This window comes from Rhodococcus rhodochrous (assembly GCF_900187265.1).
Taxonomy (GTDB): Bacteria; Actinomycetota; Actinomycetes; order Mycobacteriales; family Mycobacteriaceae; genus Rhodococcus; species Rhodococcus rhodochrous.
This window is the reverse complement of sequence record NZ_LT906450.1, coordinates 1,590,709-1,612,835: the sequence shown is the minus strand read 5'-3', so window position 1 is coordinate 1,612,835 and position 22,127 is coordinate 1,590,709. Positions and strand designations below refer to the sequence as shown.

Below are 22,127 nucleotides of genomic sequence, written 5' to 3'. Positions count from 1 at the left end.
TTACTGTCGCATCGTGCCTGCTCCCGCCACACATATCGAACCCGACGAGTCGAGTGAAAGCACCCGACGCCACCTCTCCGTATTCGGCCTCGACTTCGTCGGCCTCGTCGTCGCCCTGTTCTTCTTTGCGTGGAGCCTGAGCCCCTCCCTCATCCCCCGCGAGTGGTATTTCCAGGGACTCATCAGTGGCGTAACAGGCATCGTCGGTTACGGCATCGGTGTGCTCATCGCCTTTCCCGCTCGGCGATGGATCGCTCCGCGTCTCACATGGTGGCGACGGCGCCACACAGTCCGCCGCATCGCCGAAGTGCTGGTCGCCCTCATCGCGGTAGGGACACTTCTGGGGAGCCTGCTCGCCGCGGCGGGATGGCAGAACGAGGTCCGTGCACTCATGGGCATCGAAACCACGACGGGCTTCGCGTATCTCCGCACCGGTCTGGTGAGCGTCGCGATCTTCGCTGCCCTCCTCTACGTCGCGCGTGGATTGCGGTGGGTCGGACGACGCTTCGCGGAGTTCCTCGCGACCCGCCTGCGCGTTCCGGTCGCCGCGGCCGGCGTTCTCGCACCGGTGATCCTCGTGCTTGCGGTGGTCGTGTTCATCGACCAGGTTCTGCTCGCGAGCAGTTCTATGGCGGCACGCGTCGTCTTCGCCGACGACAACAACAGCACCGATTCCGGCGTGGAGCAGCCGCAGATTCCCGAGCGATCGGGCAGCCCGGCATCTGCGTCGTCGTGGGAGAGTCTCGGTCGTCAGGGGCGCACGTTCGTCGCCGGTGGGATGGACGCCGAAGAACTGGCCGAACTGAACGGCGCACCGGCACTCGAACCCATACGGGTGTACGCGGGACTCGAAGCAGACGGCACCACCGACGAACAGGTGCAGTTGATCCTCGACGAACTCGACCGGACGAAGGCGTGGGAGCGCGAAATCCTCGTGGTCGCCGGCACCACCGGAACCGGGTGGGTGAACCCGTTCGCCGCCGACTCGATCGAGGCGATCTACAGCGGCAACTCGGCGATCGCCGCGATCCAGTACTCCTTCCTACCGAGTTGGATCTCCTTCCTCGTCGACGGCTCCGCTGCCAAGGCAGCCGGCAATGCACTGATCAACGGTGTTCACGAACGCTGGTCGCAACTGCCGGAGGAGCAGCGACCGAAGCTCGTGGTCTACGGCGAGAGCCTCGGCTCGCAGTCCGCCGAGGCAGCCTTCGACGACCTCGCCGACATGCGCAGCGAGATCGACGGCGCGCTGTTCGTCGGACCTCCGAACTCGAACCAGCTGTGGCGCAGCATCGTCGACCATCGCGACCCCGGCAGCCCCGAGGTCCTGCCCGTCTACGAGGACGGCGTCGCGATGCGGTTCGCCTCCGACCTGCGGACGCTCGAAGATCAGCAGGGGCTGTGGAACGACCCGCGGGTGCTGTACCTACAGCACGCGTCCGATCCGGTGGTGTGGTGGGGACCGGGCGTGCTGTTCGAGCGACCCGACTGGCTCGCCGAACCTCCGGGCGCGGATCGCTCACCGTCGATGCGGTGGTACCCGATCGTCACCTTCGCTCAGGTCGCGGCCGACATCATGGTCGGCACCTCGCCACCCGTCGGTCACGGGCACAACTACGAGGACCTCATCCCCTACGGGTGGGCCGCGGTGACGTCCCCCGAGGGGTGGACGCTCTCTGACACTCAGCGGATCGCCGAGGCCGTCGAACACCTCGATGACGGCGAGTAACTCGAAGCAGGTCTACCGGTCACTTCCGGGTCCGGTCCTCAATCTTCTCCCTCGAGCGCTTCCGCGGCGCTCCGCATGGCGGACTCGAAAGCTTCTCGGTTCCGAGGGTGGTTGATGCCGGGAGCAGATGGCGATGCTCCTTCGATGATCTCGGCTCCCGGCACGCGGAAACCGCAGCGCTTCCAGCCCGATTTGGCCGGCGCGCCGAGCAAGACGACAACCTTCAGCTTGGGCAACAGACTCAACAGTTGCCTGTTGTAGGGCGTCGCCCACCTCAGTTCTTCTGCATTCGGCGCCGAACCGGCAATGGGGAAAGGGCAGATGTTCCACGCGACCAACGAGGAACGGCCGATCCCCTCCTTGCTGCATGCCTCGAAGATCCGTGCTGCCACGGGGTCGTCGTTGTCGAGGCTGAGGAAGCGAGGTCCGGATCGGCTCGGATCTGCGTCGGCTTCGGGTGCTTTCAGCATCAGAAGTACTGACGCTTCCGTACCACCGAATGTCGGGTCGATGTAGGGCAAGTTGTCGACCTGCCGCTCGTTGCTGATCGTGTCGACCAGCCTGTTGATCGGTGCGACATGCGGCGCATAGATGTGAGCGGCCCGATCAGCACGGACGCTCGGCTGTCTCATGGCACGAGGGAAGCGCGGAATCTGCACCAGCGCAGGATACGGGTCGTCGAACTCACGACAGTGCTTGCACGCCGTCTGCCGCACCACTCCTCTATTCGATTGCGGACTGCGCAATTGCTCTGTCGGACGCCCAGGTTGCATGAGCCATTCGAAACCCCAGCTGCGCAGTGAGGTCGGGGTACTTCTTGGTGAGACTGTTATAGGCAGACTTCATTCTGACCGAATGGATGAGGTGGGAGATCATCAGAAGCTCGAAGGCCGCTGCTTCGAACCAATCGACATCACGTGTGTAGCCTACGACCGCTTTGGCTCCCGTGGTCTTGCAGAACTCCTGCAGCACGTCATCGGATGCTGCGAGAACTTTGCACGCTGCGAAGTAGAGCACCTTGCCGCTGCACTTGCCTGACAAAATCTCCGCGAAGTCGTCCAGGGAGAGTTCGTCCTCCCCGAGATAGATCGTCTTCGGAGTGCCGTGAAAGCCGAAGTAACAAAAGTTGTACCGGGACATCCCCTTTGTTCTTCCGAGCCATCGATTCAGGTGGAACTCCAACTCGGTCCGCGTTGCCACATCTCTGTGCACCAAGCGCAGCGTGCCACTCGCCTCCATGAGTCGAAGTACCGGTTCGATGCTCATCCGACTTTCGATCTCATCGGACCATTCCCCCTCCAGGCACATGACACCTGGCAAGTTTCTCGCAGTCACAGTTGCGAGCATGCCAAAGAGCTGATGCTGATGATCAGCTTTTCGACCAGCCGAAACCGTTGACGGTCATGGTGAGCAGACGACACGACTCGCATCAAGGCCGGAACATTGCGGTAGCTGGGCGGTCTTATCCCATGGTTGGCCGTCGCGCTGCTGTTCTGCTGCTGGTCACTGTCGCCACCCTACCTTCCACGCCCTGGTAGCTGCAGGCCCTCACGACCGGCATAGGCGTCATCACGGACTACGGCATCGGTGCGCTCCTCGTGTGGGTCATCCGCAAGTGCGACGCACTGCTGTCGGGCGGATGACGACGCAATTTCACCCTCCTCCTTAATCCGACCCAACCGAGTTTCCTTCACGTTTCTCACACCGCCCCGTGATAGAACGTCGATATCACTCACGAATCGACACAGGAATGCGAACCGGAGTACGTCGATTCACGGGTACCGGAAATTCGTCGCCGCGGACCCACAGCGGAGAGGTGTCGCGCATGCGCACGTAAGTCGTGTGGATCGGTCCATCCGGCCGGGACCGGCAAGCACGCCGAACCTTCCCGCAGTCCGACACCACATACACGAAAGATCCCCGAAGACAATGCCTTCGGGGATTCTTCGTCGCTCGCGGACTACTGGCCGCTGAGGCTGCTGATGCTGCCGATGAGCTCCATGAACGGGCCGAGCAGTTTCGCCAGCTCGATGAGGGTCTGGATTTCTTCCATGGGGGACTCCTGTCACAGAGGGAATTACGACGCAACGAGACTCGCTGCGCATCAATAAATATCAGGAACCTGTTTACTTTGCTGAAGAAAGCATGTGAAAAGACGCACAGTAACGTTCCCGATCGAAAATCGATGCGACCGAGTCGTTTCAGTGGTCGTCCGTCACCGCATTCATTCGCGTCCCAACATCAGCGATCTCACCGACGACCCTCGCATCCGTCCGGCCGACGGATTCGACGAACTCGTGCGACTGCCCGTCGGCCCGGAACTCGATCGACGGCCGGGACAGTGCGGGCGCAGAAGTATCCACGCGACCGGGCGTGATTCCGCGACGCTCCAGCTCCTCCCAGAGCCCTGACAGGGTTGCGACCGGGTCGAGGTAGTACTCCGATTCCCGGACCCGCCAGAACTTCCAGCCGCTGCGGTGCAGTTCGCGCTCTCGCTCCAGATCGGCGCTCTGCCGTTCGGGGCTCGTGTGCCACTGCTCGTCGTCGCAGGCAACTGCCAGCTTGCCTGCCGCCCCGGTCACGACCAGATCGATGAAGTGGCCGTTCACCTCGACCCGCGGATTCACGTGATAGCCGCGAGCGGCGATGTCGAGGAAGACGTCCTGCTGGAAGAGGCTGTCGAACGCCTCGTGCCGCTCGTCGCGCGTCACGCCGTCGGGCATCGGCTCGGCCGGCCGCGGGGACGTCGTCCGCATGTGGGTGAGCAGCGAGTACCGCAGGTCGGTGCGGCGCAGCGTGTCGATGGTCCGCGAGTGGAACAACCACAGCTGGTCCTGGGCACGCGAGGCCGCCACGTTGAACCGTCGCTGGTATTCGGTCCGCGTCAACGCCGCGATGTTCTGTTCGGGCGCGACGACCATCGACAGGAACACCACGTTCCGTTCGTCGCCCTGGAAGTCCGGGGGCGTGCCGACGCGGAGCCTGCGTTCTTCCCACTGCTCCGGGGTGAGCCGCTCGAGCAGTTCGTTCTGGATGATGTCGACCTGCAACTGCCCCTGCAGTACCACGACACCGAAGGTCTTGCCGTCGTAGGCGGGATCCTCGACGCACTTGACGAGCGTGTCGACGAGGGCGTGCGCCTCGGCGTAGTTCGTCAGCGTCGAGTTCTGCCCGGTGACGGCACCGTCCTCGACGAGAGTGGTGCGCAACGGCTGCAGACGATCCGAGCCGTACTGCCGCATGGGCACGAGAGGGTCGTCGGCGTAGAACTGGTCGCTCGACCACGCGATGATCTCCGGCATCGACCGGAAGTGCTCCCGCAGCCGGACGATGCTGCCGAACCGCGACCGCAGCAACGAGAACAGACTCGATCGCGGAGTGAAGCTGTCGCGCAGATAGTTCGGGATGTCGGGCAGATACGAATCGAGACGGCTGAACACCCCGTCGAGCGCACCCAGCGACACCGCGCTCGGTGCACACTGCTTGTCGTCGCCGACGACGATCACGCGCGGCGCCAGCCACAGCAGGAACAGGCTGCTGATGTCGGTCTGGCTCGCTTCGTCGACGATGACGACGTCGAACGAATTCTGTTCGGGTGGAATCGAAGCCAGCACCTGCTGCAGCGGCATCACCCATGCCGGCACCGCACCCTGCGCGACCTGCATGGCCTCGCGCGCTGCCGCCCGATAACGCTCCGCATAGCGGCCGGTGCCCTTACCGATGCTCGCGATGTGATCGCGGTACGAATGGAGCGCCTGGACCTGCTCGGCGGTGGTGCGGTCGAGACACGCGCTCCACGCCTTCTCCTCGACGAGCTCGGTCGTGAGTCGTGCGATGTCCTTCTCGAGTGCGTCGAGGTCGCGTTCGAATTGCCCGTCGTCGGTGCGCTCGTGGAAACGTCGCACCCACTCGTCCGCGCGTCGCCATGCCCACGCCTCGTCGATGTCGGCGAGGCGAACCGGCCAGGCCAGGCTCAGCGGATTCTCGGCGAGGGTCTGAGCGAGTGCGGGTGCCGCGGAGGTCAGGCGCGCGTGGAGGGAGACCAGTTCCAGCTCCTCACGCTGCTCCCCCGCCGCCCGGTCCCACGCGTCCAGGGCCGCGTTGATGGCGTCGAAGTCGGCGTCGTGGAAGGCACGGGCCAGCGCGCGTCCTTCGGGCGACGCTCCCCCGGAGATCTGGCTCCGCACGTACATGCCGATGGATTCGAGCCAGTTCTTGCTCGCTTCCGCGGTGCCCGCGGCGGCGATGGTCCGTGCCGACTCGGCGGTGGCCCGCGCCTGCTCGATGCTCGTGATCCGCGGCGCCCCCGGATGAACCTCGCGCAATGCAGTTTCGACGTCGTGCACGCGAGCCACGAGATTGTCGACGATGGCACGGTCGCGGTCGAGGAACGCGAGGGTGCCGACCGCGCGGCTGCGTGACTCGTCGAGTTCGATGTCGATACCGAGGTCGCGGAGGACCACCCGCGCGACCCGGATCGCCTCGAGCGCACGAAGGTGTTCGGCGACGATGCGCGCCGTCTGGGCGGTGGTGGCCGCGACGCCCTCGACGGTCGCGATCTCACCGAGCGCCTCGACGGCGGACTGCTCGTCGCTGCGTCGGAACCGGCTGAATCCGCTGCGCCACGTGTCGCCTGCCTCGAGCTTGCGGGCGAGCGCGTCGTACGCCTCGAAGGCCTGTCGTCCCGTGACGGAGATGTCCACGGAGCTGGCGCCGACGATCCGGTCGGCTTCCTGCGCGGCCTGCACGAGCCTGGCGAGCTCGGCGGTCTTCCCCCACAGGTGCTGGGCGCGGCCCGACAGGACGTCGTCGGCGACGCGCCGGATCCGGGCGTCGAGTCGATCCGTGTCCTCGAGGGCACCCTGCAGCTGCTCGCACAGGTCGCGGATACGGCCGAGTGCTTCGAGCGACGCACCCTCGAGGATCCGCAGCAATCCCTGCGTCTCACCGTTGGTCGTGCCGCTCGATGCCTGGGAGACGGCGGCGCACGCGTACTGCAGTTCTCTCTGGGTGGGCAGGGACAGTTCGGGGAAGCGCTGTTGGCGACGGCGCGCCCGCTCGACGCTCGACCGCTGATGCAGCGAGTGGAGGGTGACGAGTTCGTCGACCGTCAGCGGCGAGGTGTCGGTGAGCAGAGGCGCGGGCAACCACGCGTATTTGGCCTCGTTCGCGCGGACCCGCCGGACGATCGACGCGGCCGTTCCCTCGTAGCCGGCGGCGACATCGGCGTGGACCTCGGTCTCCTCCGCGCGCGCCTGCCGGATCTGTTCCATCAGCGTCGCACGACGGTCGAGGGCGTCGTTGCGGTGCGTGGTGAGCTCGTCGATGCGTTCCTGCGCGCGCCGAACATTGAATTGCGCTTTGCGGATGGCGATTTCGCTGACACTTCGGGTGAGTTCCACGGTGCCGCCGTGCACCGGGTCGGTGACGGCCACGCACAGTTCCTGCAGCTCGGACGGGAGCTTCTCCCGGAGCACACGCAGCGCCTGCGCCTTCTCACTGGTGACCAGCACACGCTGTCCGCGCGCGAGCAGCGCCGCGACGATGTTGGCGATGGTGTGGGTCTTGCCCGTACCCGGAGGTCCTTCCACCACGACACCGCTGTCGCCGGCGAGCCGGTCGATGATGTCGCGCTGTTCCTCGTTCGCGGGCAGCGGCAGCAACTGCTCGCCGGTGAACTCGGTCGAGGGCGTGCCGATGCGGTCGAGCCATGCGACGCGGTCGGCCGGTTCGATCGCTTCGACGAGCTGCGCCAGCCCGAGCGGCACCGGGTTCGACTCGTCGGCGGCCGCCTCGGTCATGCGGCTGTAGTACTCGATGAGTGCGTGGGCGCCCCGCTTGCGCAGCACGAGCACCGGCGACGGCGTCACGAACGCATCCGACGACGACGCTTCGTCCGCACGATCGACGACATCGACCGGAACAGTGAGAGCACGCTCGGCCCAGCTCTTCAGGAACGCGCGGGCCGCGGGGTCGAGGGGCGACGCGACCTGGGTAACGAGCGCGTCGTGCAGTTCGCGGACACTCGTGGGGTCGAAGACCTCCAGTCCGGTGAGGAGCTGGACGTCCTCGAGCGACGGTCCGGCGCTGGGACTCAACCGGACCACGAGGTCACCGGAGTCGCCCTGTCGCTCGATGAGCGCGGTCTGCGTGATCAGGTGCGTGTGGACCCGCGCGCCCGCCACGCCCTCGGAGAGGTGCAGCAGACCCGACGCGACGACGAGCTCCAGCGATTCCGGCTGGTCCTCGAGGTCGAGCATCGCTCGCTGCAGGAAGCTGTACAGATGCGAGGCGGCCTGCCGTTCACGATCGACGACCGCCCACGTCCGCCAGTCGGTCAGCCAGGCGTCGGCACCGTCGATGCCGATGGCCAGCGGGTCGAGTTCGGGCTCGACGGCGGAATCCGTGATGTCGCCGTGCACGAACTTCGCGACCTCGGCGGACGGGCGCGGCGGGTCCTCGAGCTGGGCGCGACGCGCACGCAGGACGATGTCGCCCGACGCGGCATGAGCACGCAGGCCGGCCCTGATGTTGCCCTCCTCGAGAGACATCACGGCACGGTGTTTGTCGACGACACGGACGGGCGCGCTGCGGGCCTTGACGAGCTCGGCCAGGAAGGCAAGCAGGCGCTGCACGCGATCCCTCAATTCGGGTTCGCGCTCGCCTGACTCCACTCGCACTCCACTCACCCCTGCGGACGTCCTTCCGCCCGTCGACGGATACGGGCATGTCCACCTTAGAAGTACCGATCGACATGCCCGTTTCCGGTCCCACGTGACGCTCGTGACACTTCGACGCGCCGTCGCCGCCGATGCGCTGAACTGCATCGACGGCGACGGCGCTGTGTGGAGGCGTCAGGGGATGGTGACCGTGCGCGATGTCGTCACGCCGTGATTGGTCGCGGCGAGCTCCCGTGCCGTCTGCCGCGGCGGCACATGATCGAGCGCCCACCGCTCGACCAGCAGCGTGATCTTGGTGAGCATCTCGGTGCGCAGACGCTGGAAGGAATCCTCCGGATCGGTCCCGACCCACCCGAGGAGCACCCACCATGCCCACGCGACCGCGCCGGCGTTGGCCACGAAGTCCGGGATCACCGGGACGCCGCGGGCGGTGAGCACGGCTTCGGCGTCGGGCGTCGTCGCAGAGTTCGCGGCTTCGATCACGACCCGCCCGGCGACCCGGCCGACGTTCTCCGCCGTGATGGCGTAGGAGATGGCGGCGGGAACGAAGATGTCGGCGGGAATGCCGAGCACCGCGTCGCGCGGCAGTTGCTCGACATGCGACGGGACTCGGGACCGATCGACCTCCCCGTACTCGTCGCGAAGGTCGAGCAGTGCCGGGATATCCAGTCCGTCAGCGCAATACAGAGTTCCGGCGGCATCGGCGACCGCGGTCACGCGCATCCCCGCTTCGTGCAGGTACCAGGCGGCGCCACCACCCATCGTGCCGATCCCCTGGATCGCGACGGTGGTCTCGGTCGGCGCCCAACGGTACGCGTTCGCGGTGGCGATGCAGGCCTGCGCGACGCCGTAACCGCCGATCACGTCGCCCAGCAGGAATCCGCCGTCGACCGGCGCATTCAGGGAGGTGCGCACCCGCTCCAAGGTGATCGCCGGGTCCACCGCACGGCTGATCGCGGCGTGGAAGGACTGGTGCAGACCCAACCGCTCGAAGACCTCGTCGAGGAGGTGCTGGGGCACACCCAGGTCCTCGGCGGTGACCCAGTGCGCGTTCAACCAGGGACGCATCGCCTGGCAGAAGCGCTGCAGCACATCGACGGCACGGGGGTCCTTCGGGTCGAAGTCGATCCCGCCCTTCGCGCCGCCCACCGGCAGGTCGAACACCGCGGTCTTCGCGGCCATGCCGCGCGCCAGGTCCTCGACCTCCGACATCGTGCACCCGGCCCGCATGCGGGTGCCGCCGGTCGCCAGGTCACCCACCAGGGTGTGGACGACGAGATAACCGTGCGCACCCGTCATCGGGTCCGTCCAGGTGAGACGCAGGAAAGGTTCGTCCCCGCGGGTATCCACCGCGTCGACGCGTGTTGCCATGGTGGTCATATGCGGTCCCCCGTTCCTCAGAGCCGTCGCTACGTCGATTCGGCCGGTGACGCCAGCGTGCACGGGGGTGGCGCGGGGCGTCCAGTTACGAAACTCGAAGGTCGGAGTTCACGATTTCTACACAACGCGAGCTCACAGCGGTTGCAGGTCCCCGGGCGCGCCCTACGCTGACGGCATGGAGTTGTCCCTGCGCCGGTTACGGATGCTTCGAGAACTGCATCGCCGAGGCACCGTCACGGCCGCCGCACTCGCGCTGCACTACACCACCTCGGCTGTCTCGCAACAGCTCACCCAGCTCGAACGGGACGTCGGCGCAAAGCTTTTCGAGCGAAGGGGACGTCGGGTCCAGTTGACAGAGGCGGGCGTGCTGCTCGCCGAACACGCCGAGGAGATCCTGCAGTCGGTGGAGCGGGCGACGACCGCGCTCGAACAGACCCGCGACGGGGTCACCGCGCGCCTCACCGCCGGGGTATGGGCCTCCGTCGCATCCACTCTGATCCCCAGCGCGCTGGCATTGCTGGCCGCCGAGCATCCCGGCATCGAGGTCCGGACGCGAGAGCTCGCCCCCGAGGAGACCGCCGGCGCCGTCCGTGACGGATCGCTGGACTTCTCGTTCGTCATCGAGTACTCCGGCTACCCGATGCTGTGGGATCCGGAGCTGACCAAGGTGGTGATCGCGGTCGAGCGCCTGCACGCCGCGGTGCCGCCCGGGACGGTGCCGGCGGGCACCATCGCCCTCGCCGACCTCGCCGAGCACCCGTGGGTGCTGGCCGGCCCGAACTCGCACTTCGGCCGCGCGGTGAGCCTCGCGTGCCAACGGGCGGGGTTCGAGCCGAGGATCAACCACGAGGTCGGTGAGCAGGCGACGGCGCTGGCGATGGTCGCCGCGGGGCTGGGCGTCACGCTCGTCTCCGATCTCGGGCTGACGTTGAGCCCACCCGGGGTCGAGGTGGTGGCGCTGACCGAACCGCTCGTGCGCACGATCTCCATCGCGCATCGCGGGGTCGCGTCGGAACGGCCGCCGCTGCGCCTCGTGATCGACGCGGTGCGCACCGCCGCAGCGGAACGGGGGCTCGCGGCGCAGTAGCCACGAGCCCCCGTCTGTCGCTGCCTACTGCGCGAGCTGCTTACGCAGCACGTACTTCAGGATTCCGCCGTGCTGGAAGTACTCGGCCTCGGCCGGGGTGTCGATGCGCACCGTCGCGTCGAACTCCGTATCTCCCGCCTTCACGTGCACGGTCTCGGGGATCTCGGCGCTGTCCGCCAGTCCGGTGATGGTGAACTCCTCCTCCCCGGTCAGGCCGAGGCTCTGCGCCGACTCACCCTCCGGGAACTGCAGCGGCAGCACGCCCATGCCGATGAGGTTGGAGCGGTGGATGCGCTCGTACGACTGCGCGATCACCGCGCGCACGCCCAGCAGCAGCGTGCCCTTGGCTGCCCAGTCACGCGACGAACCCGATCCGTACTCCGCGCCCGCGAGCACGACCAGCGGGGTGCCGTCCTCCGCGTACTTCTGCGCGGCGTCGTAGATGCTCATCTGCTCGTCGGTCGGCAGGTAGCGGGTGACGCCGCCTTCGACGTCCGGCACCAGCTGGTTGCGCAGCCGGATGTTGGCGAAGGTGCCGCGGATCATCACCTCGTGGTTGCCACGCCGCGACCCGTAGGAGTTGAAGTCGGCCTGCTCGACGCCGTGCTCCTGCAGATAGCGACCGGCAGGGCTGTCGCGTCGAATCGCACCGGCCGGCGAAATGTGGTCGGTGGTCACCGAGTCACCGAGCAGCGCGAGTACCCGCGCGCCCTCGATGTCGCTCAGCGGTTCGGGCTCCGACGACATGTCCTCGAAGTAGGGAGGACGCCGCACGTACGTCGACTCGTCCTTCCACTCGAACACCTCACTGTCGGGCACGTCGAGATTTCGCCACGTCTCGTCGCCGGTGTAGACGTCCTGGTAGCCGGTCTCGAACATCTCCGCGCGCACCGCGTCGTCGATGACCTCCTGGATCTCCTGCGTCGTGGGCCAGATGTCGCGCAGGTAGACGTCGTTGCCCTCGGAGTCGGTGCCGAGCGGGTCGTCGAAGAGGTCGACGAGCATCGAACCTGCCAGTGCATACGCGATCACCAGGGGCGGCGACGCGAGGAAGTTCATCTTCGTCTGCGGATGGATGCGTCCCTCGAAGTTGCGGTTGCCCGACAGGACGGCCGAGACGTTGATGTCGTGCTCGTCGATCGCGTCCGCGATCTCGTCGGGAAGCGGACCGGAGTTGCCGATGCAGGTCGTGCAGCCGTACCCGACGAGGTTGAAGCCGAGCTTGTCGAGATAGGGCGTCAGGCCCGAGCGTTCGTAGTAGTCGGTGACGATCCGCGACCCCGGAGCCAGCGAGGTCTTCACCCACGGCTTGCTCCGCAGCCCCTTCTCCACGGCCTTCTTGGCGAGCAGCGCCGCACCGATCATCACCGACGGATTCGACGTGTTCGTGCACGACGTGATCGCCGCGATCACCACGTGCCCGTTGTCGAGCTCGAACTCGTCACCGTCCCCGACACGCACCGGGACCTTCTTCGACGGCGGCGCCGAGGTGTCGGCCTCATCGGGCACCGGGTCGCGCGGCTCGTCGCGGGAGTCCTCGCTGCGCACCGACACCGGGTCGCTGGCCGGGAACGATTCGAGCACGCCCTCGTCGACACCCGAGTCCTGGATGCGGGAGACGACGTCGGGCACCTCCTCACCGTTGAGCAGCGAGGTCACGGCCTTGGGTGCGAGGGCGACGGGGATGCGGTCCTGCGGTCGCTTCGGGCCGGCGACGGACGGTCGCACCTTCGACAGATCCAGTTCGACGACCTCGCTGTAGTCGGGTTCGCGATCGGGGTCGTGCCACAGACCCTGTTCTTTCGCATACGCCTCGACGAGGCGGATCTGCCCCTCGTCGCGACCGGTGAGACGCAGGTAGTCGAGGGTCGCGTCGTCGATCGGGAAGATCGAGATCGTCGAGCCGTACTCGGGGCTCATGTTGCCGATGGTCGCGCGGTTGGCGAGCGGCACGTTGGCGACACCGGGACCGAAGAACTCGACGAACTTGCCGACCACGCCCGTCTTGCGGAGCATCTCGGCGACGGTGAGCACGAGGTCGGTCGCCGTGGTGCCCTCCTGCAGTTCACCGGTGAGCTTGAAGCCGACGACCTGCGGGATCAACATCGACGCCGGCTGTCCCAGCATCGCCGCCTCGGCTTCGATGCCGCCGACACCCCAGCCGACGACGCCGAGGCCGTTGATCATGGGGGTGTGCGAGTCGGTACCGACGAGCGAGTCGGGATAGGCGACGAGCCCGCCGTCCTCGTCCTCCCGCGTGAAGACGACGCGGGCCAGGTACTCGAGGTTCACCTGGTGGCAGATGCCGGTGCCGGGCGGGACCACCTTGAAGTCGTCGAAGGCTCCCTGGGCCCAGCGCAGCAGCTCGTAGCGTTCGCGGTTGCGCTGGAACTCGAGGTCGGTGTTGATCCGGAACGCGTCCTCGGTGCCGAAGACGTCGGCGATCACCGAGTGGTCGATGACCAGCTCGGTGGGGATCAGGGGGTTGATGCGCTTCGGGTCGCCGCCCTGCTGGGTCATGGCGTCGCGCATCGCGACAAGGTCCACGACGCACGGCACGCCGGTGAAGTCCTGCATGAGGACGCGTGCCGGGGAGAACTGGATCTCCGGGTTGTGGGTCGACTTCGGATCCCACCCCGCGACGGCCTCGATCTGCTCCCGGGTGACGAGCCGCCCGTCCTCGGTGCGCAGCAGGTTCTCCAGCAGCACCTTGAGGCTGTAGGGCAATCGCTCCGAACCCTGGACCTTGTCGATGCGATAGATCCGATAGTCGGTGTCGCCGACCTTCAGGGTGTCGCGTGCGCCGAAACTGTCGTCACTCATGAACGTGCCTCCCGACTGCGATGTTTCCGGTGGTTACCCGGATGGGTAGCCCGTTCCGCCGCGCGGCAATCACGGCGAGGGTTCAGGCGGTCGTTCGGGCCACCTCGTCGGTGATCAGAGCGATGCCGTCAGGCGGTTCCGTGACCCCGACGAGGACGGCTTGGGTGATGCCGTTGCCGAGCGCGACGAGGCGTAGGGCTTCCGTTCGCGCCTTGTCGGGTGGCATGCCCAGTTCTTCGAGGAGTCGCCGGGCCTCCTCTGTTGTGCCTTTTGTCGACTCTTCCAGGAACGCACGGATCCAGTGGTCGCTCGCGGCCTTGGCGAGGTAGGCATACCAGACGGACACCCCGAGACGTCCGGCTTCGTCCGTCGGGACTGGTTGAGCGAGAAGCGCGACGAGCGCTGCCTGCGGATCGGATTCTGCTCGTTCGTAGCGTTTTTCGGCCTCGGCGACCATGAATTCGGCGCCCGTACGGATGAGGTGTTCCTTGGATTCGAAGTAGTGCTGGATACGGCCGATCGACACTCCCCCGGCGGCCGCCACCGCCTGGAAGGTCACGCCGTCGATTCCTCGCTCGTGGATGACCGCCCACAGCGCGTACACGATCTCCCTACGGCGTTGCGCATGGTCGACGACTCTCGGCATGATCCCACGATACAATATGAACATATTGCAACGTCGACGATCAGAGGCTCCCGATGACCCAGCGCACTCGATCGAACAGATTCATTCGACGCGCCGGCACGGCGCTGGTCGCGATACTCGCAGTCGTCGGCCTGGTCGCCGCCTATCAGTTCTTCTTCGGCGCGCCGGGAGTCGGCCACTTCCGCAGCGCCGACGGTCGCGACAGTTACGTCGCCGCCTACGAGCGAGCGATGTCCACGCTGCCGCCACCTTCTGCAGTTCACGACGTCCCCACCCGGTTCGGCACGGTCCGCGTCTACGAATGGACGTCACCGCAGACGGCCGACTCCGTTCCCGTCGTCCTCGTTCCGGGCCGGGCGTCTGGCGTGCCGATGTGGGGCGAGAATCTCCCGGGCTTCCTCCCCGAGCACCGCGTTCTCGCGTTCGACGCACTCGGCGACGCAGGCTTGTCCGTCCAGGCGGCACCTCTGACCTCCACGGACGACCAGGCGCTGTGGATCGATGACGCGCTCTCTGGGCTCGGCGTGGAGACCGCGCACGTCGTCGGACACTCCTTCGGTGGGGCAAGCGCGGCGTCCTACGCGAAACAGTTCCCCGAGAAGGTCCGGTCGCTGACATTGCTCGAGCCCGTGTTCACCTTTGGCTATCCCCCTGCCCGAATGTTGTTCTGGGCGTCGGTATCGACACTGCCGGGCCTCCCGACCAGTTGGCGGGACACCGCACTCGCGAAGGTCGGAGGTGTCGACGACTACGATTCCGACGACGCCATGGCGGCGATGATCTCGGAGGGCTCGCAGCACTTCTCCGCCGCACTACCGACCCCGTCGCCCCTGAGCGACGACGAGCTTGCGGCTTTGGTTATGCCCACCTATGTCGCTATCGCGGAGCGTGATTCGCTCGCCGGAGGTGAGAAAGCAGCAGCTCGGGCACGGCAACTCGCCGATGCTGTGGTTCTGGTCTTCCCCGACACCACCCACTCGCTCCCCATGCAGGCGAAGGATCGACTGAACTCGGAGCTGCCCGAGTTCTGGCGCGGGTCGGAACGGGATTGACTCGGTAGCGGTGCGCGCTGAGCGGTTGTGTTAGCGTCTGCCCGATAATCGATCGGGGGGTCGCATGGGCAGGTGGGGAATCGTCACGCTCGCAGCAGTCGCGGCAGTCGCGACGGCCTGCAGTCCGAGCGCCGCGGACGATGCCACAGGAGACGAGACGACGACGTCGACCACCCGCACCCCGCGCATCACCGACGACTCCGGTCGACCGCCGGTCACCTTCGACCCCTGCTACGACATCCCCGATGACGTCATGGATGCGGCCGGGTACGACGCGGCAAAGAAAGAGCTCGCGGACATGCCGATGGGGACGTACACCTTCCTTGGGTGCACATATCGCGATGACAACAAGGTTCCTGGCATCAGACGTGGATATGGCCTCAATATCCTCGCTGGAAACGTGACCCTCGATGAAGAACTCAGCAACAACGCGCACATCGCCACACCAGTTTCCATTGGCGGCCGGCGCGCTCTCCTTGAGATCGATCCAGATCGGAACGACACCTGTAAGTACGTCGTGGAGACTGACTTCGGTCTCGTCATGCTCACCCGGATATATCACACGGACTACCCAGGATCTGCTCCGATCGAGGAATGGTGCACAGGATTAGAAGGGCTTGTCACCTCGATTGAGCCATTCATCCATACCTGAACCTCAACCATTCGAAGGATCTTCGATGAGCGACTTCGCCCGGCTCGAACCACACGTCGTCGATGAGATTGTTCGCATCTGCGAGGTGATGCTTCGGGAGTTCGAGGACGCCCAAACGACAGCAGCAAAGCTCCCTGACGTTCGCGGCTTCGGCGACTTCGCGTCCGCCCAACAACTCGCCGCCGGCTTTAGACGCAAAGCCTCTGGCACCCCTGAATCCGCAGTCGAACGTATTGAACAATTCACTCTCGTCCTCACCCAACTCCGCGACGCCTTCGCCGCCGGCGGAGAAGCCTTCCTCGACACCGAATCCGATTGGGCGCGCCAACTCGCAGCCACCGACCCCGACAACAGCGCGGGAAATGCTCATCAGAGCGCGCAATAACGCGCACCTCCGACCGCCTTCGCGCCCGAGCAGTCGTGTCGGCGTCCGGCCGACAACCGATCCAGGTCGAACAGGCAAGGGGAACAGCTGATGCGACGTCCATCCGCTCGCCGATTCGTCATTCGCTACAGCTGTGCGGAAGTTGTCAACCTGTCTGAGACAGATCAGGTGTGTTGATTCCCGTCGGTTGCGGTAACGCCGGCGCTGCCGGTCGACGCCGGAACCGATGCGGATACTTTTCGTGGATCCGGTTGAGACGCTCCTGCCGACGTCGGTGTTCCTCGGCGGCACTGCCGAGGAACACCGACACCGGCGTGTACCGCCCCAGCCCTGCGTGCCGGTGCTCGAGCGCATACCGGTTCATGAAGTCTTCGGTCCACCGCCGAGCATGATCGATATCATCGAACCGATCCGGACATGTCAGGTCGTACTTGATGGTCTTGAACAATGACTCCGAGAAGGGATTGTCGTCACTGACCCGCGGACGGGAGAACGACGACACGACCCCCGCCGCGGCGAGGGCATCGAGCAACAACCCCGACCGCATCGATGCCCCGTTGTCGGCATGCAACACCCCCGGCGCCCCGAACGCGGTGAACGCTTCGGTGAACATCTCTACCGCCTTGGCCTTGTCCTCGTGGTATTCGATGCGCCACGCCACCGGAAACCGTGAGTACACATCGATTGCCAGATACAACCGAAACTGGTCCTGCGTGCGGGGCCCCTTGAGTGTCGTGATGTCCCACGACCACAGGTCCCCGACGTCGATGGCCTCGACGACCGGTGCGCAGCGGGGCGTCGACGGTCCTCCGGTGCGGCTGCGACGCCGGTCCCCGGTGAGCTTCTCGGCCCGGGCCACCCGATAGAACGTGACCTCCGAGCAGTCCACCAATCCGTCATCGAACGAACGCCAATAGATTTGACACACAGACTGATCCGCGTTCTCCTCGGCGAGGATCAACGCGACGATGGTGGCCTTCTCGGCCGGCGACAGTGCCGCTGGTTGCTGCCGCTGTCGCTGCGGGATCGGATCGGTGACCGGCCGATAGTGCCGGTAGTGGTGGGCCCGCCGGTAATAGCTCGACCGGGCGATCCCCACGAGCGCACATCCCCGGGTGACCGACATTCCCGCCTCGGTCAGTTCGGTGACGATGTCGGTCAGGACAACGCTTTGCGCTCGAGCCACAGCGCGTACTCGCGTGCGCTCATCAATGCCGGCGGGATCTCGGTGGTCTCGTCGGTCGAGGTCTTGTGGATCCCCTGCAAGAGCTCGAATGCTTTTCCCAGGATCTCCACGGCGGCGTCGCTCTGGGCGACTTTGTCGCGGAGGCGTTCGTTTTCGCGGCGGAGTTCGGCGAGCTCCGCGCGGTCTCGACTGTCCAATCGGTCCCTCGCTTTGTCTGCTGCTTCGACCATCGACTTCTGCAAGTGTCCCTCATCGCGGGCCTGCAGCCAGCGGCGGACGGTGCCTTGGGCGAGATTGTTCTCGCGCAGCAGTCGGGTCTTGGCGCCGCGTTCGACGCAGGTGTCCCATCGGCGCAAGAACTCGATTTTGTAGGCCATGGAGAACGCGCGGTGGCCTTGTTGGGTTCGTCCTACGGGGATGGTCATGAGGTCGGACATCTGTGTCGCTCCGATCCCCGCGTTGGTTGTCAGGATGTCTCACGACCATCCTGACAACCAACGTGTGACAGGTGCAAATGGCAATTCCGCGAGCGGATGCAGTGAGAAGATGCCCAGTACCCCTCCGATCCCGGCAGCGAAGCGCGAAATGGTCACCAGCGCAATAGGGTGCACCGCCGACCACCTTCGCGCCCGAGCAGTCGTGTCGGCGTCCGGCCGACAATCGATCCAGGTCGAATAGGCAACGGGGAAGAGCCGATACGACTTCCATCCGCTCGCCGATTCGTCATTCGCTACAGCTGTGCGGAAGTTGTCAACCTGTCTGAGACAGATCAGGTGTGTTGATTCCCGTCGGTTGCGGTAACGCCGGCGCTGCCGGTCGACGCCGGAACCGATGCGGATACTTTTCGTGGATCCGGTTGAGACGCTCCTGCCGACGTCGGTGTTCCTCGGCGGCACTGCCGAGGAACACCGACACCGGCGTGTACCGCCCCAGCCCTGCGTGCCGGTGCTCGAGCGCATACCGGTTCATGAAGTCTTCGGTCCACCGCCGAGCATGATCGATATCATCGAACCGATCCGGACATGTCAGGTCGTACTTGATGGTCTTGAACAATGACTCCGAGAAGGGATTGTCGTCACTGACCCGCGGACGGGAGAACGACGACACGACCCCCGCCGCGGCGAGGGCATCGAGCAACAACCCCGACCGCATCGATGCCCCGTTGTCGGCATGCAACACCCCCGGCGCCCCGAACGCGGTGAACGCTTCGGTGAACATCTCTACCGCCTTGGCCTTGTCCTCGTGGTATTCGATGCGCCACGCCACCGGAAACCGTGAGTACACATCGATTGCCAGATACAACCGAAACTGGTCCTGCGTGCGGGGCCCCTTGAGTGTCGTGATGTCCCACGACCACAGGTCCCCGACGTCGATGGCCTCGACGACCGGTGCGCAGCGGGGCGTCGACGGTCCTCCGGTGCGGCTGCGACGCCGGTCCCCGGTGAGCTTCTCGGCCCGGGCCACCCGATAGAACGTGACCTCCGAGCAGTCCACCAATCCGTCATCGAACGAACGCCAATAGATTTGACACACAGACTGATCCGCGTTCTCCTCGGCGAGGATCAACGCGACGATGGTGGCCTTCTCGGCCGGCGACAGTGCCGCTGGTTGCTGCCGCTGTCGCTGCGGGATCGGATCGGTGACCGGCCGATAGTGCCGGTAGTGGTGGGCCCGCCGGTAATAGCTCGACCGGGCGATCCCCACGAGCGCACATCCCCGGGTGACCGACATTCCCGCCTCGGTCAGTTCGGTGACGATGTCGGTCAGGACAACGCTTTGCGCTCGAGCCACAGCGCGTACTCGCGTGCGCTCATCAATGCCGGCGGGATCTCGGTGGTCTCGTCGGTCGAGGTCTTGTGGATCCCCTGCAAGAGCTCGAATGCTTTTCCCAGGATCTCCACGGCGGCGTCGCTCTGGGCGACTTTGTCGCGGAGGCGTTCGTTTTCGCGGCGGAGTTCGGCGAGCTCCGCGCGGTCTCGACTGTCCAATCGGTCCCTCGCTTTGTCTGCTGCTTCGACCATCGACTTCTGCAAGTGTCCCTCATCGCGGGCCTGCAGCCAGCGGCGGACGGTGCCTTGGGCGAGATTGTTCTCGCGCAGCAGTCGGGTCTTGGCGCCGCGTTCGACGCAGGTGTCCCATCGGCGCAAGAACTCGATTTTGTAGGCCATGGAGAACGCGCGGTGGCCTTGTTGGGTTCGTCCTACGGGGATGGTCATGAGGTCGGACATCTGTGTCGCTCCGATCCCCGCGTTGGTTGTCAGGATGTCTCACGACCATCCTGACAACCAACGTGTGACAGGTGCAAATGGCAATTCCGCGAGCGGATGCAGCGAGAAGTCGCCCCAGCACCGCCACCGACCACGACGACGAAGCGCGAAACGGTCACCAGCGCGCGCAATAACGCGCACCGATGACCATTCCGCGCTCCTACGACTGCACAGAGCCGCGTACTACCCTTGCGGGCGGCGGTGACCCCAGTAGTGAGCGGAACCGTAGCGGGTGGGGAGCCAGTTCTCGTCGTCGATGAGAATGCCGCCGACGCCGTATTCGATGCCGAAACCCGAAGGGCTGCGGACGTAGAACGAGATCATCTTGTCGTTCGTGTGCTTGCCGAGGGTGGAGAGGATCGGGATGTCGCTGTCCTCCACCTTGTCCCACTGCCGGCCCAACAGATCCAGGTCGTCGATCTCGAACATCAGGTGCCCGATGCCCTTGTTCCGGTGCGGCGCATGGGCGTACGCGAACGAGTGGTGGCGCGGGTTGCAGTGCAGGAAGGTGCCCACCGAGCCCGGCATGTCGATGTGGTCGCTGAGCCGGAAACCGAGGATGTCGCGGAACAGACGGTCGTAGACCTTCGCATCACCGTGCAGCGCCTGGAAGGCGTGCCCGAAACCGAGGTCGCTCGCGACGAAGTTCGCTCCCGTGGGCGAGACGAACTTGTCGAGGGCGTTACGCAGACCCCAGAACAACTCGTGGTCGAGGACGTCTTCGGGGTCGCGGAAGCGGACGAGGTCCATGACCTGCCGCTCCTCGATCACCGAGGAGTCCACCGACTCGACGTGGTAACCGGCGTCGACGAGGCGCTTCGACAGTTCCTCGAGGGCTTCCGGTCCGCCGACATCCCAGCCGAGCGCGGTGACGCCCGGGTCGTCGGAGCGTCGCACGTCGAGGCGGTAGGCGTACTCGTCCATCCGCATCAGCATCCGGTCGTCGTCGCGGTAGGCGACCTGCAGGCCGAGGAGTTCGGAGCCGAAGGCCACCCACTCGTCGAGGTCCTTCGCGCGGACGACCGCGTATCCCAGTGCCCTGACTCGAGCGTTCATCATTTCTCCTTGGTCGATGGGGTGCGCGCGGCGAGAGCCTCGGCGGTGCCGGCGGCGACGGATCGCAGATCATCGATCCAGCGCAGCACCTGCTCGCCGGACGCGGCGCGCGGAAGCCGGGACAGTCGCAGTGCGATGCGGGTGTGCCCCTCGGGGTCGGGGACGGGGACGACGACCGAGTGCAGGTCGTACGTGCCGTCGGGGTCGATGTCGGGTTCGTACAGCGACGCGGTGCCGGAGATCATCTGCTTCATCCGGCGGTCGTGCTCGGGCAGGACGTCGCATCCCGAGTAGTCGTTCATCACCGACACGCGAGCGAGCTCGGTCTCGGGCATGAGCGACATCGAGTAGCCGCGTTCACGGACCTTCTCGAGGTTCGAGACGAAAGCTGCTGTGTCGTCGTTCCTTCCGGCACGGCCGAGCCATTGCTGCACTTCGTCGTCGGAGGCCTGGCTGTGGAAGACGGTGCCGAGCGGCGGGATCAGCGGGATCCGCTGTCCGATCTCCACGGCATCGGGATCACCGGAGTGGTTCTCGGTCATCACGAAGACCGCTTCGTCGCCGACGCGTGCGAGCACACCGCAGTCCGCGCCGACGCCGGCGGCGAGCGCTTCGAGTCCGTCGCGGGCCGCCTCCGCCATGCGCACGCCCCGGATGAGTTCCGGATCCGCGGGTGCGACGGAGGTCGGCAGGGAGAACCTTCCGTATCCGCCCTGGAAGAACAGCAGCGGCAGCGTCGGACGGGCCACGTCGAGGTCCTGCACGCGACCCATGACAATGAAGTGATCGCCACCTTCGAGTTCGTCGGCGACCTCGCAGTCGATCCAGGTGACGGCTCCGTCGAGGATGGGGGCTCCCGACGGTGCCGGTGTCCACTCGACGCCCGCGAACTTGTCGTCGCCGCGGGCGGCGAAGCGCCCGCACAGTTCACGCTGGTCGGCGGCGAGCACGTTGACGCAGAAGTGGCTGCTCGTGCGGAGCCGCGCGTAGGTGCGCGACTCGCGTGTGGGCAGGTACGCCACGATCGGTGGGTCCAGCGACACCGAGGTGAACGAACCGACCACCATGCCCACGGGCTGCCCGTCCGCGTCGATCGCGGTGATGACCGCGACGCCGGTCGGATAGTGCCCGAGGGTCTGGCGGAAGCGCGCGGGGTCGATCGTGCCGTGGAGCTGCATGATCTC

17 protein-coding genes are annotated in these 22,127 nt (G+C 65.9%); 5 read left to right on the top strand and 12 right to left on the bottom strand.

What is annotated here, in order from left to right; genetic code table 11:
• Positions 1-13 precede the first annotated feature (13 nt).
• The gene (locus tag CKW34_RS07435; RefSeq protein WP_059384754.1) at positions 14-1,729 is read left to right on the top strand and encodes an alpha/beta hydrolase; all 1,716 of its coding nucleotides are present in this window, start codon (positions 14-16) and stop codon (positions 1,727-1,729) included.
• Positions 1,730-1,767: 38 nt separating this feature from the next.
• Here the strand turns inward: CKW34_RS07435 and CKW34_RS07430 are convergent, their stop codons facing one another.
• From CKW34_RS07430 to CKW34_RS07415, 4 genes are all read right to left on the bottom strand, one after another.
• Positions 1,768-2,388, bottom strand: a complete 621-nt coding sequence (locus CKW34_RS07430; RefSeq protein ID WP_155418988.1) for a uracil-DNA glycosylase family protein — start codon at positions 2,386-2,388, stop codon at positions 1,768-1,770.
• Between the two features lie 64 nt (positions 2,389-2,452).
• Positions 2,453-2,995 carry a DUF6642 family protein gene (locus CKW34_RS07425; protein ID WP_081264154.1) on the bottom strand — a complete coding sequence of 181 codons (543 nt, stop codon included), beginning with the start codon at positions 2,993-2,995 and terminating at the stop codon, positions 2,453-2,455.
• 935 nt (positions 2,996-3,930) lie between these two features.
• The gene (locus CKW34_RS07420; RefSeq protein WP_231921841.1) at positions 3,931-8,364 is read right to left on the bottom strand and encodes an AAA domain-containing protein; all 4,434 of its coding nucleotides are present in this window, start codon (positions 8,362-8,364) and stop codon (positions 3,931-3,933) included.
• A 219-nt stretch (positions 8,365-8,583) separates the two neighbouring features.
• Positions 8,584-9,789: a glutamate dehydrogenase gene (locus tag CKW34_RS07415; RefSeq protein ID WP_059384747.1), complete on the bottom strand. Its 1,206-nt coding sequence runs from the start codon at positions 9,787-9,789 to the stop codon at positions 8,584-8,586.
• 175 nt (positions 9,790-9,964) lie between these two features.
• Between CKW34_RS07415 and CKW34_RS07410 the strand changes: the two genes are divergently transcribed.
• Positions 9,965-10,876, top strand: a complete 912-nt coding sequence (locus CKW34_RS07410) for a LysR family transcriptional regulator (RefSeq protein ID WP_059384748.1) — start codon at positions 9,965-9,967, stop codon at positions 10,874-10,876.
• A gap of 24 nt (positions 10,877-10,900) precedes the next feature.
• Here CKW34_RS07410 and acnA read toward each other — a convergent pair whose 3' ends face one another.
• Both acnA and CKW34_RS07400 read right to left on the bottom strand, forming a co-directional pair.
• Positions 10,901-13,699: an aconitate hydratase gene (gene acnA / locus CKW34_RS07405; protein ID WP_059384749.1), complete on the bottom strand. Its 2,799-nt coding sequence runs from the start codon at positions 13,697-13,699 to the stop codon at positions 10,901-10,903.
• 82 nt (positions 13,700-13,781) lie between these two features.
• On the bottom strand, positions 13,782-14,345 hold the full coding sequence (locus CKW34_RS07400) for a TetR/AcrR family transcriptional regulator (RefSeq protein ID WP_059384750.1): 564 nt from the start codon (positions 14,343-14,345) through the stop codon (positions 13,782-13,784).
• Between the two features lie 53 nt (positions 14,346-14,398).
• On the opposite strand from CKW34_RS07400, the gene CKW34_RS07395 reads away from it, so the two are divergent.
• The 3 genes from CKW34_RS07395 (at position 14,399) to CKW34_RS07385 (ending at position 16,434) form a co-directional block, all read left to right on the top strand.
• The gene (locus CKW34_RS07395) at positions 14,399-15,397 is read left to right on the top strand and encodes an alpha/beta fold hydrolase (RefSeq protein ID WP_059384751.1); all 999 of its coding nucleotides are present in this window, start codon (positions 14,399-14,401) and stop codon (positions 15,395-15,397) included.
• A gap of 64 nt (positions 15,398-15,461) precedes the next feature.
• Entirely contained in the window at positions 15,462-16,049 is a 588-nt protein-coding gene (locus CKW34_RS07390; protein WP_059384752.1) for a DUF3558 domain-containing protein, read from the top strand.
• A 25-nt stretch (positions 16,050-16,074) separates the two neighbouring features.
• The gene (locus CKW34_RS07385) at positions 16,075-16,434 is read left to right on the top strand and encodes a hypothetical protein (RefSeq protein ID WP_059384753.1); all 360 of its coding nucleotides are present in this window, start codon (positions 16,075-16,077) and stop codon (positions 16,432-16,434) included.
• 145 nt (positions 16,435-16,579) lie between these two features.
• On the opposite strand, the gene CKW34_RS07380 is transcribed toward CKW34_RS07385, so the two are convergent.
• The 6 genes from CKW34_RS07380 to CKW34_RS07355 form a co-directional block, all read right to left on the bottom strand.
• A complete protein-coding gene (locus CKW34_RS07380; protein ID WP_226949771.1) occupies positions 16,580-17,620 on the bottom strand; it encodes a DDE-type integrase/transposase/recombinase in 1,041 nt (346 codons plus the stop codon).
• A complete protein-coding gene (locus CKW34_RS07375) occupies positions 17,593-18,045 on the bottom strand; it encodes a hypothetical protein (RefSeq protein WP_059384853.1) in 453 nt (150 codons plus the stop codon). The genes CKW34_RS07380 and CKW34_RS07375 overlap by 28 nt, the downstream gene beginning before the upstream one ends.
• A gap of 325 nt (positions 18,046-18,370) precedes the next feature.
• On the bottom strand, positions 18,371-19,411 hold the full coding sequence (locus CKW34_RS07370) for a DDE-type integrase/transposase/recombinase (RefSeq protein WP_226949771.1): 1,041 nt from the start codon (positions 19,409-19,411) through the stop codon (positions 18,371-18,373).
• Positions 19,384-19,836 carry a hypothetical protein gene (locus tag CKW34_RS07365; protein WP_059384853.1) on the bottom strand — a complete coding sequence of 151 codons (453 nt, stop codon included), beginning with the start codon at positions 19,834-19,836 and terminating at the stop codon, positions 19,384-19,386. The genes CKW34_RS07370 and CKW34_RS07365 overlap by 28 nt, the downstream gene beginning before the upstream one ends.
• A 234-nt stretch (positions 19,837-20,070) precedes the next feature.
• Positions 20,071-20,946, bottom strand: a complete 876-nt coding sequence (locus CKW34_RS07360; RefSeq protein WP_231921832.1) for a VOC family protein — start codon at positions 20,944-20,946, stop codon at positions 20,071-20,073.
• A complete protein-coding gene (locus tag CKW34_RS07355) occupies positions 20,943-22,121 on the bottom strand; it encodes a flavin reductase (protein WP_059382869.1) in 1,179 nt (392 codons plus the stop codon). Before CKW34_RS07355 ends, CKW34_RS07360 begins: the two co-directional genes overlap by 4 nt.
• Between the last annotated feature and the right edge of the window lie 6 nt (positions 22,122-22,127).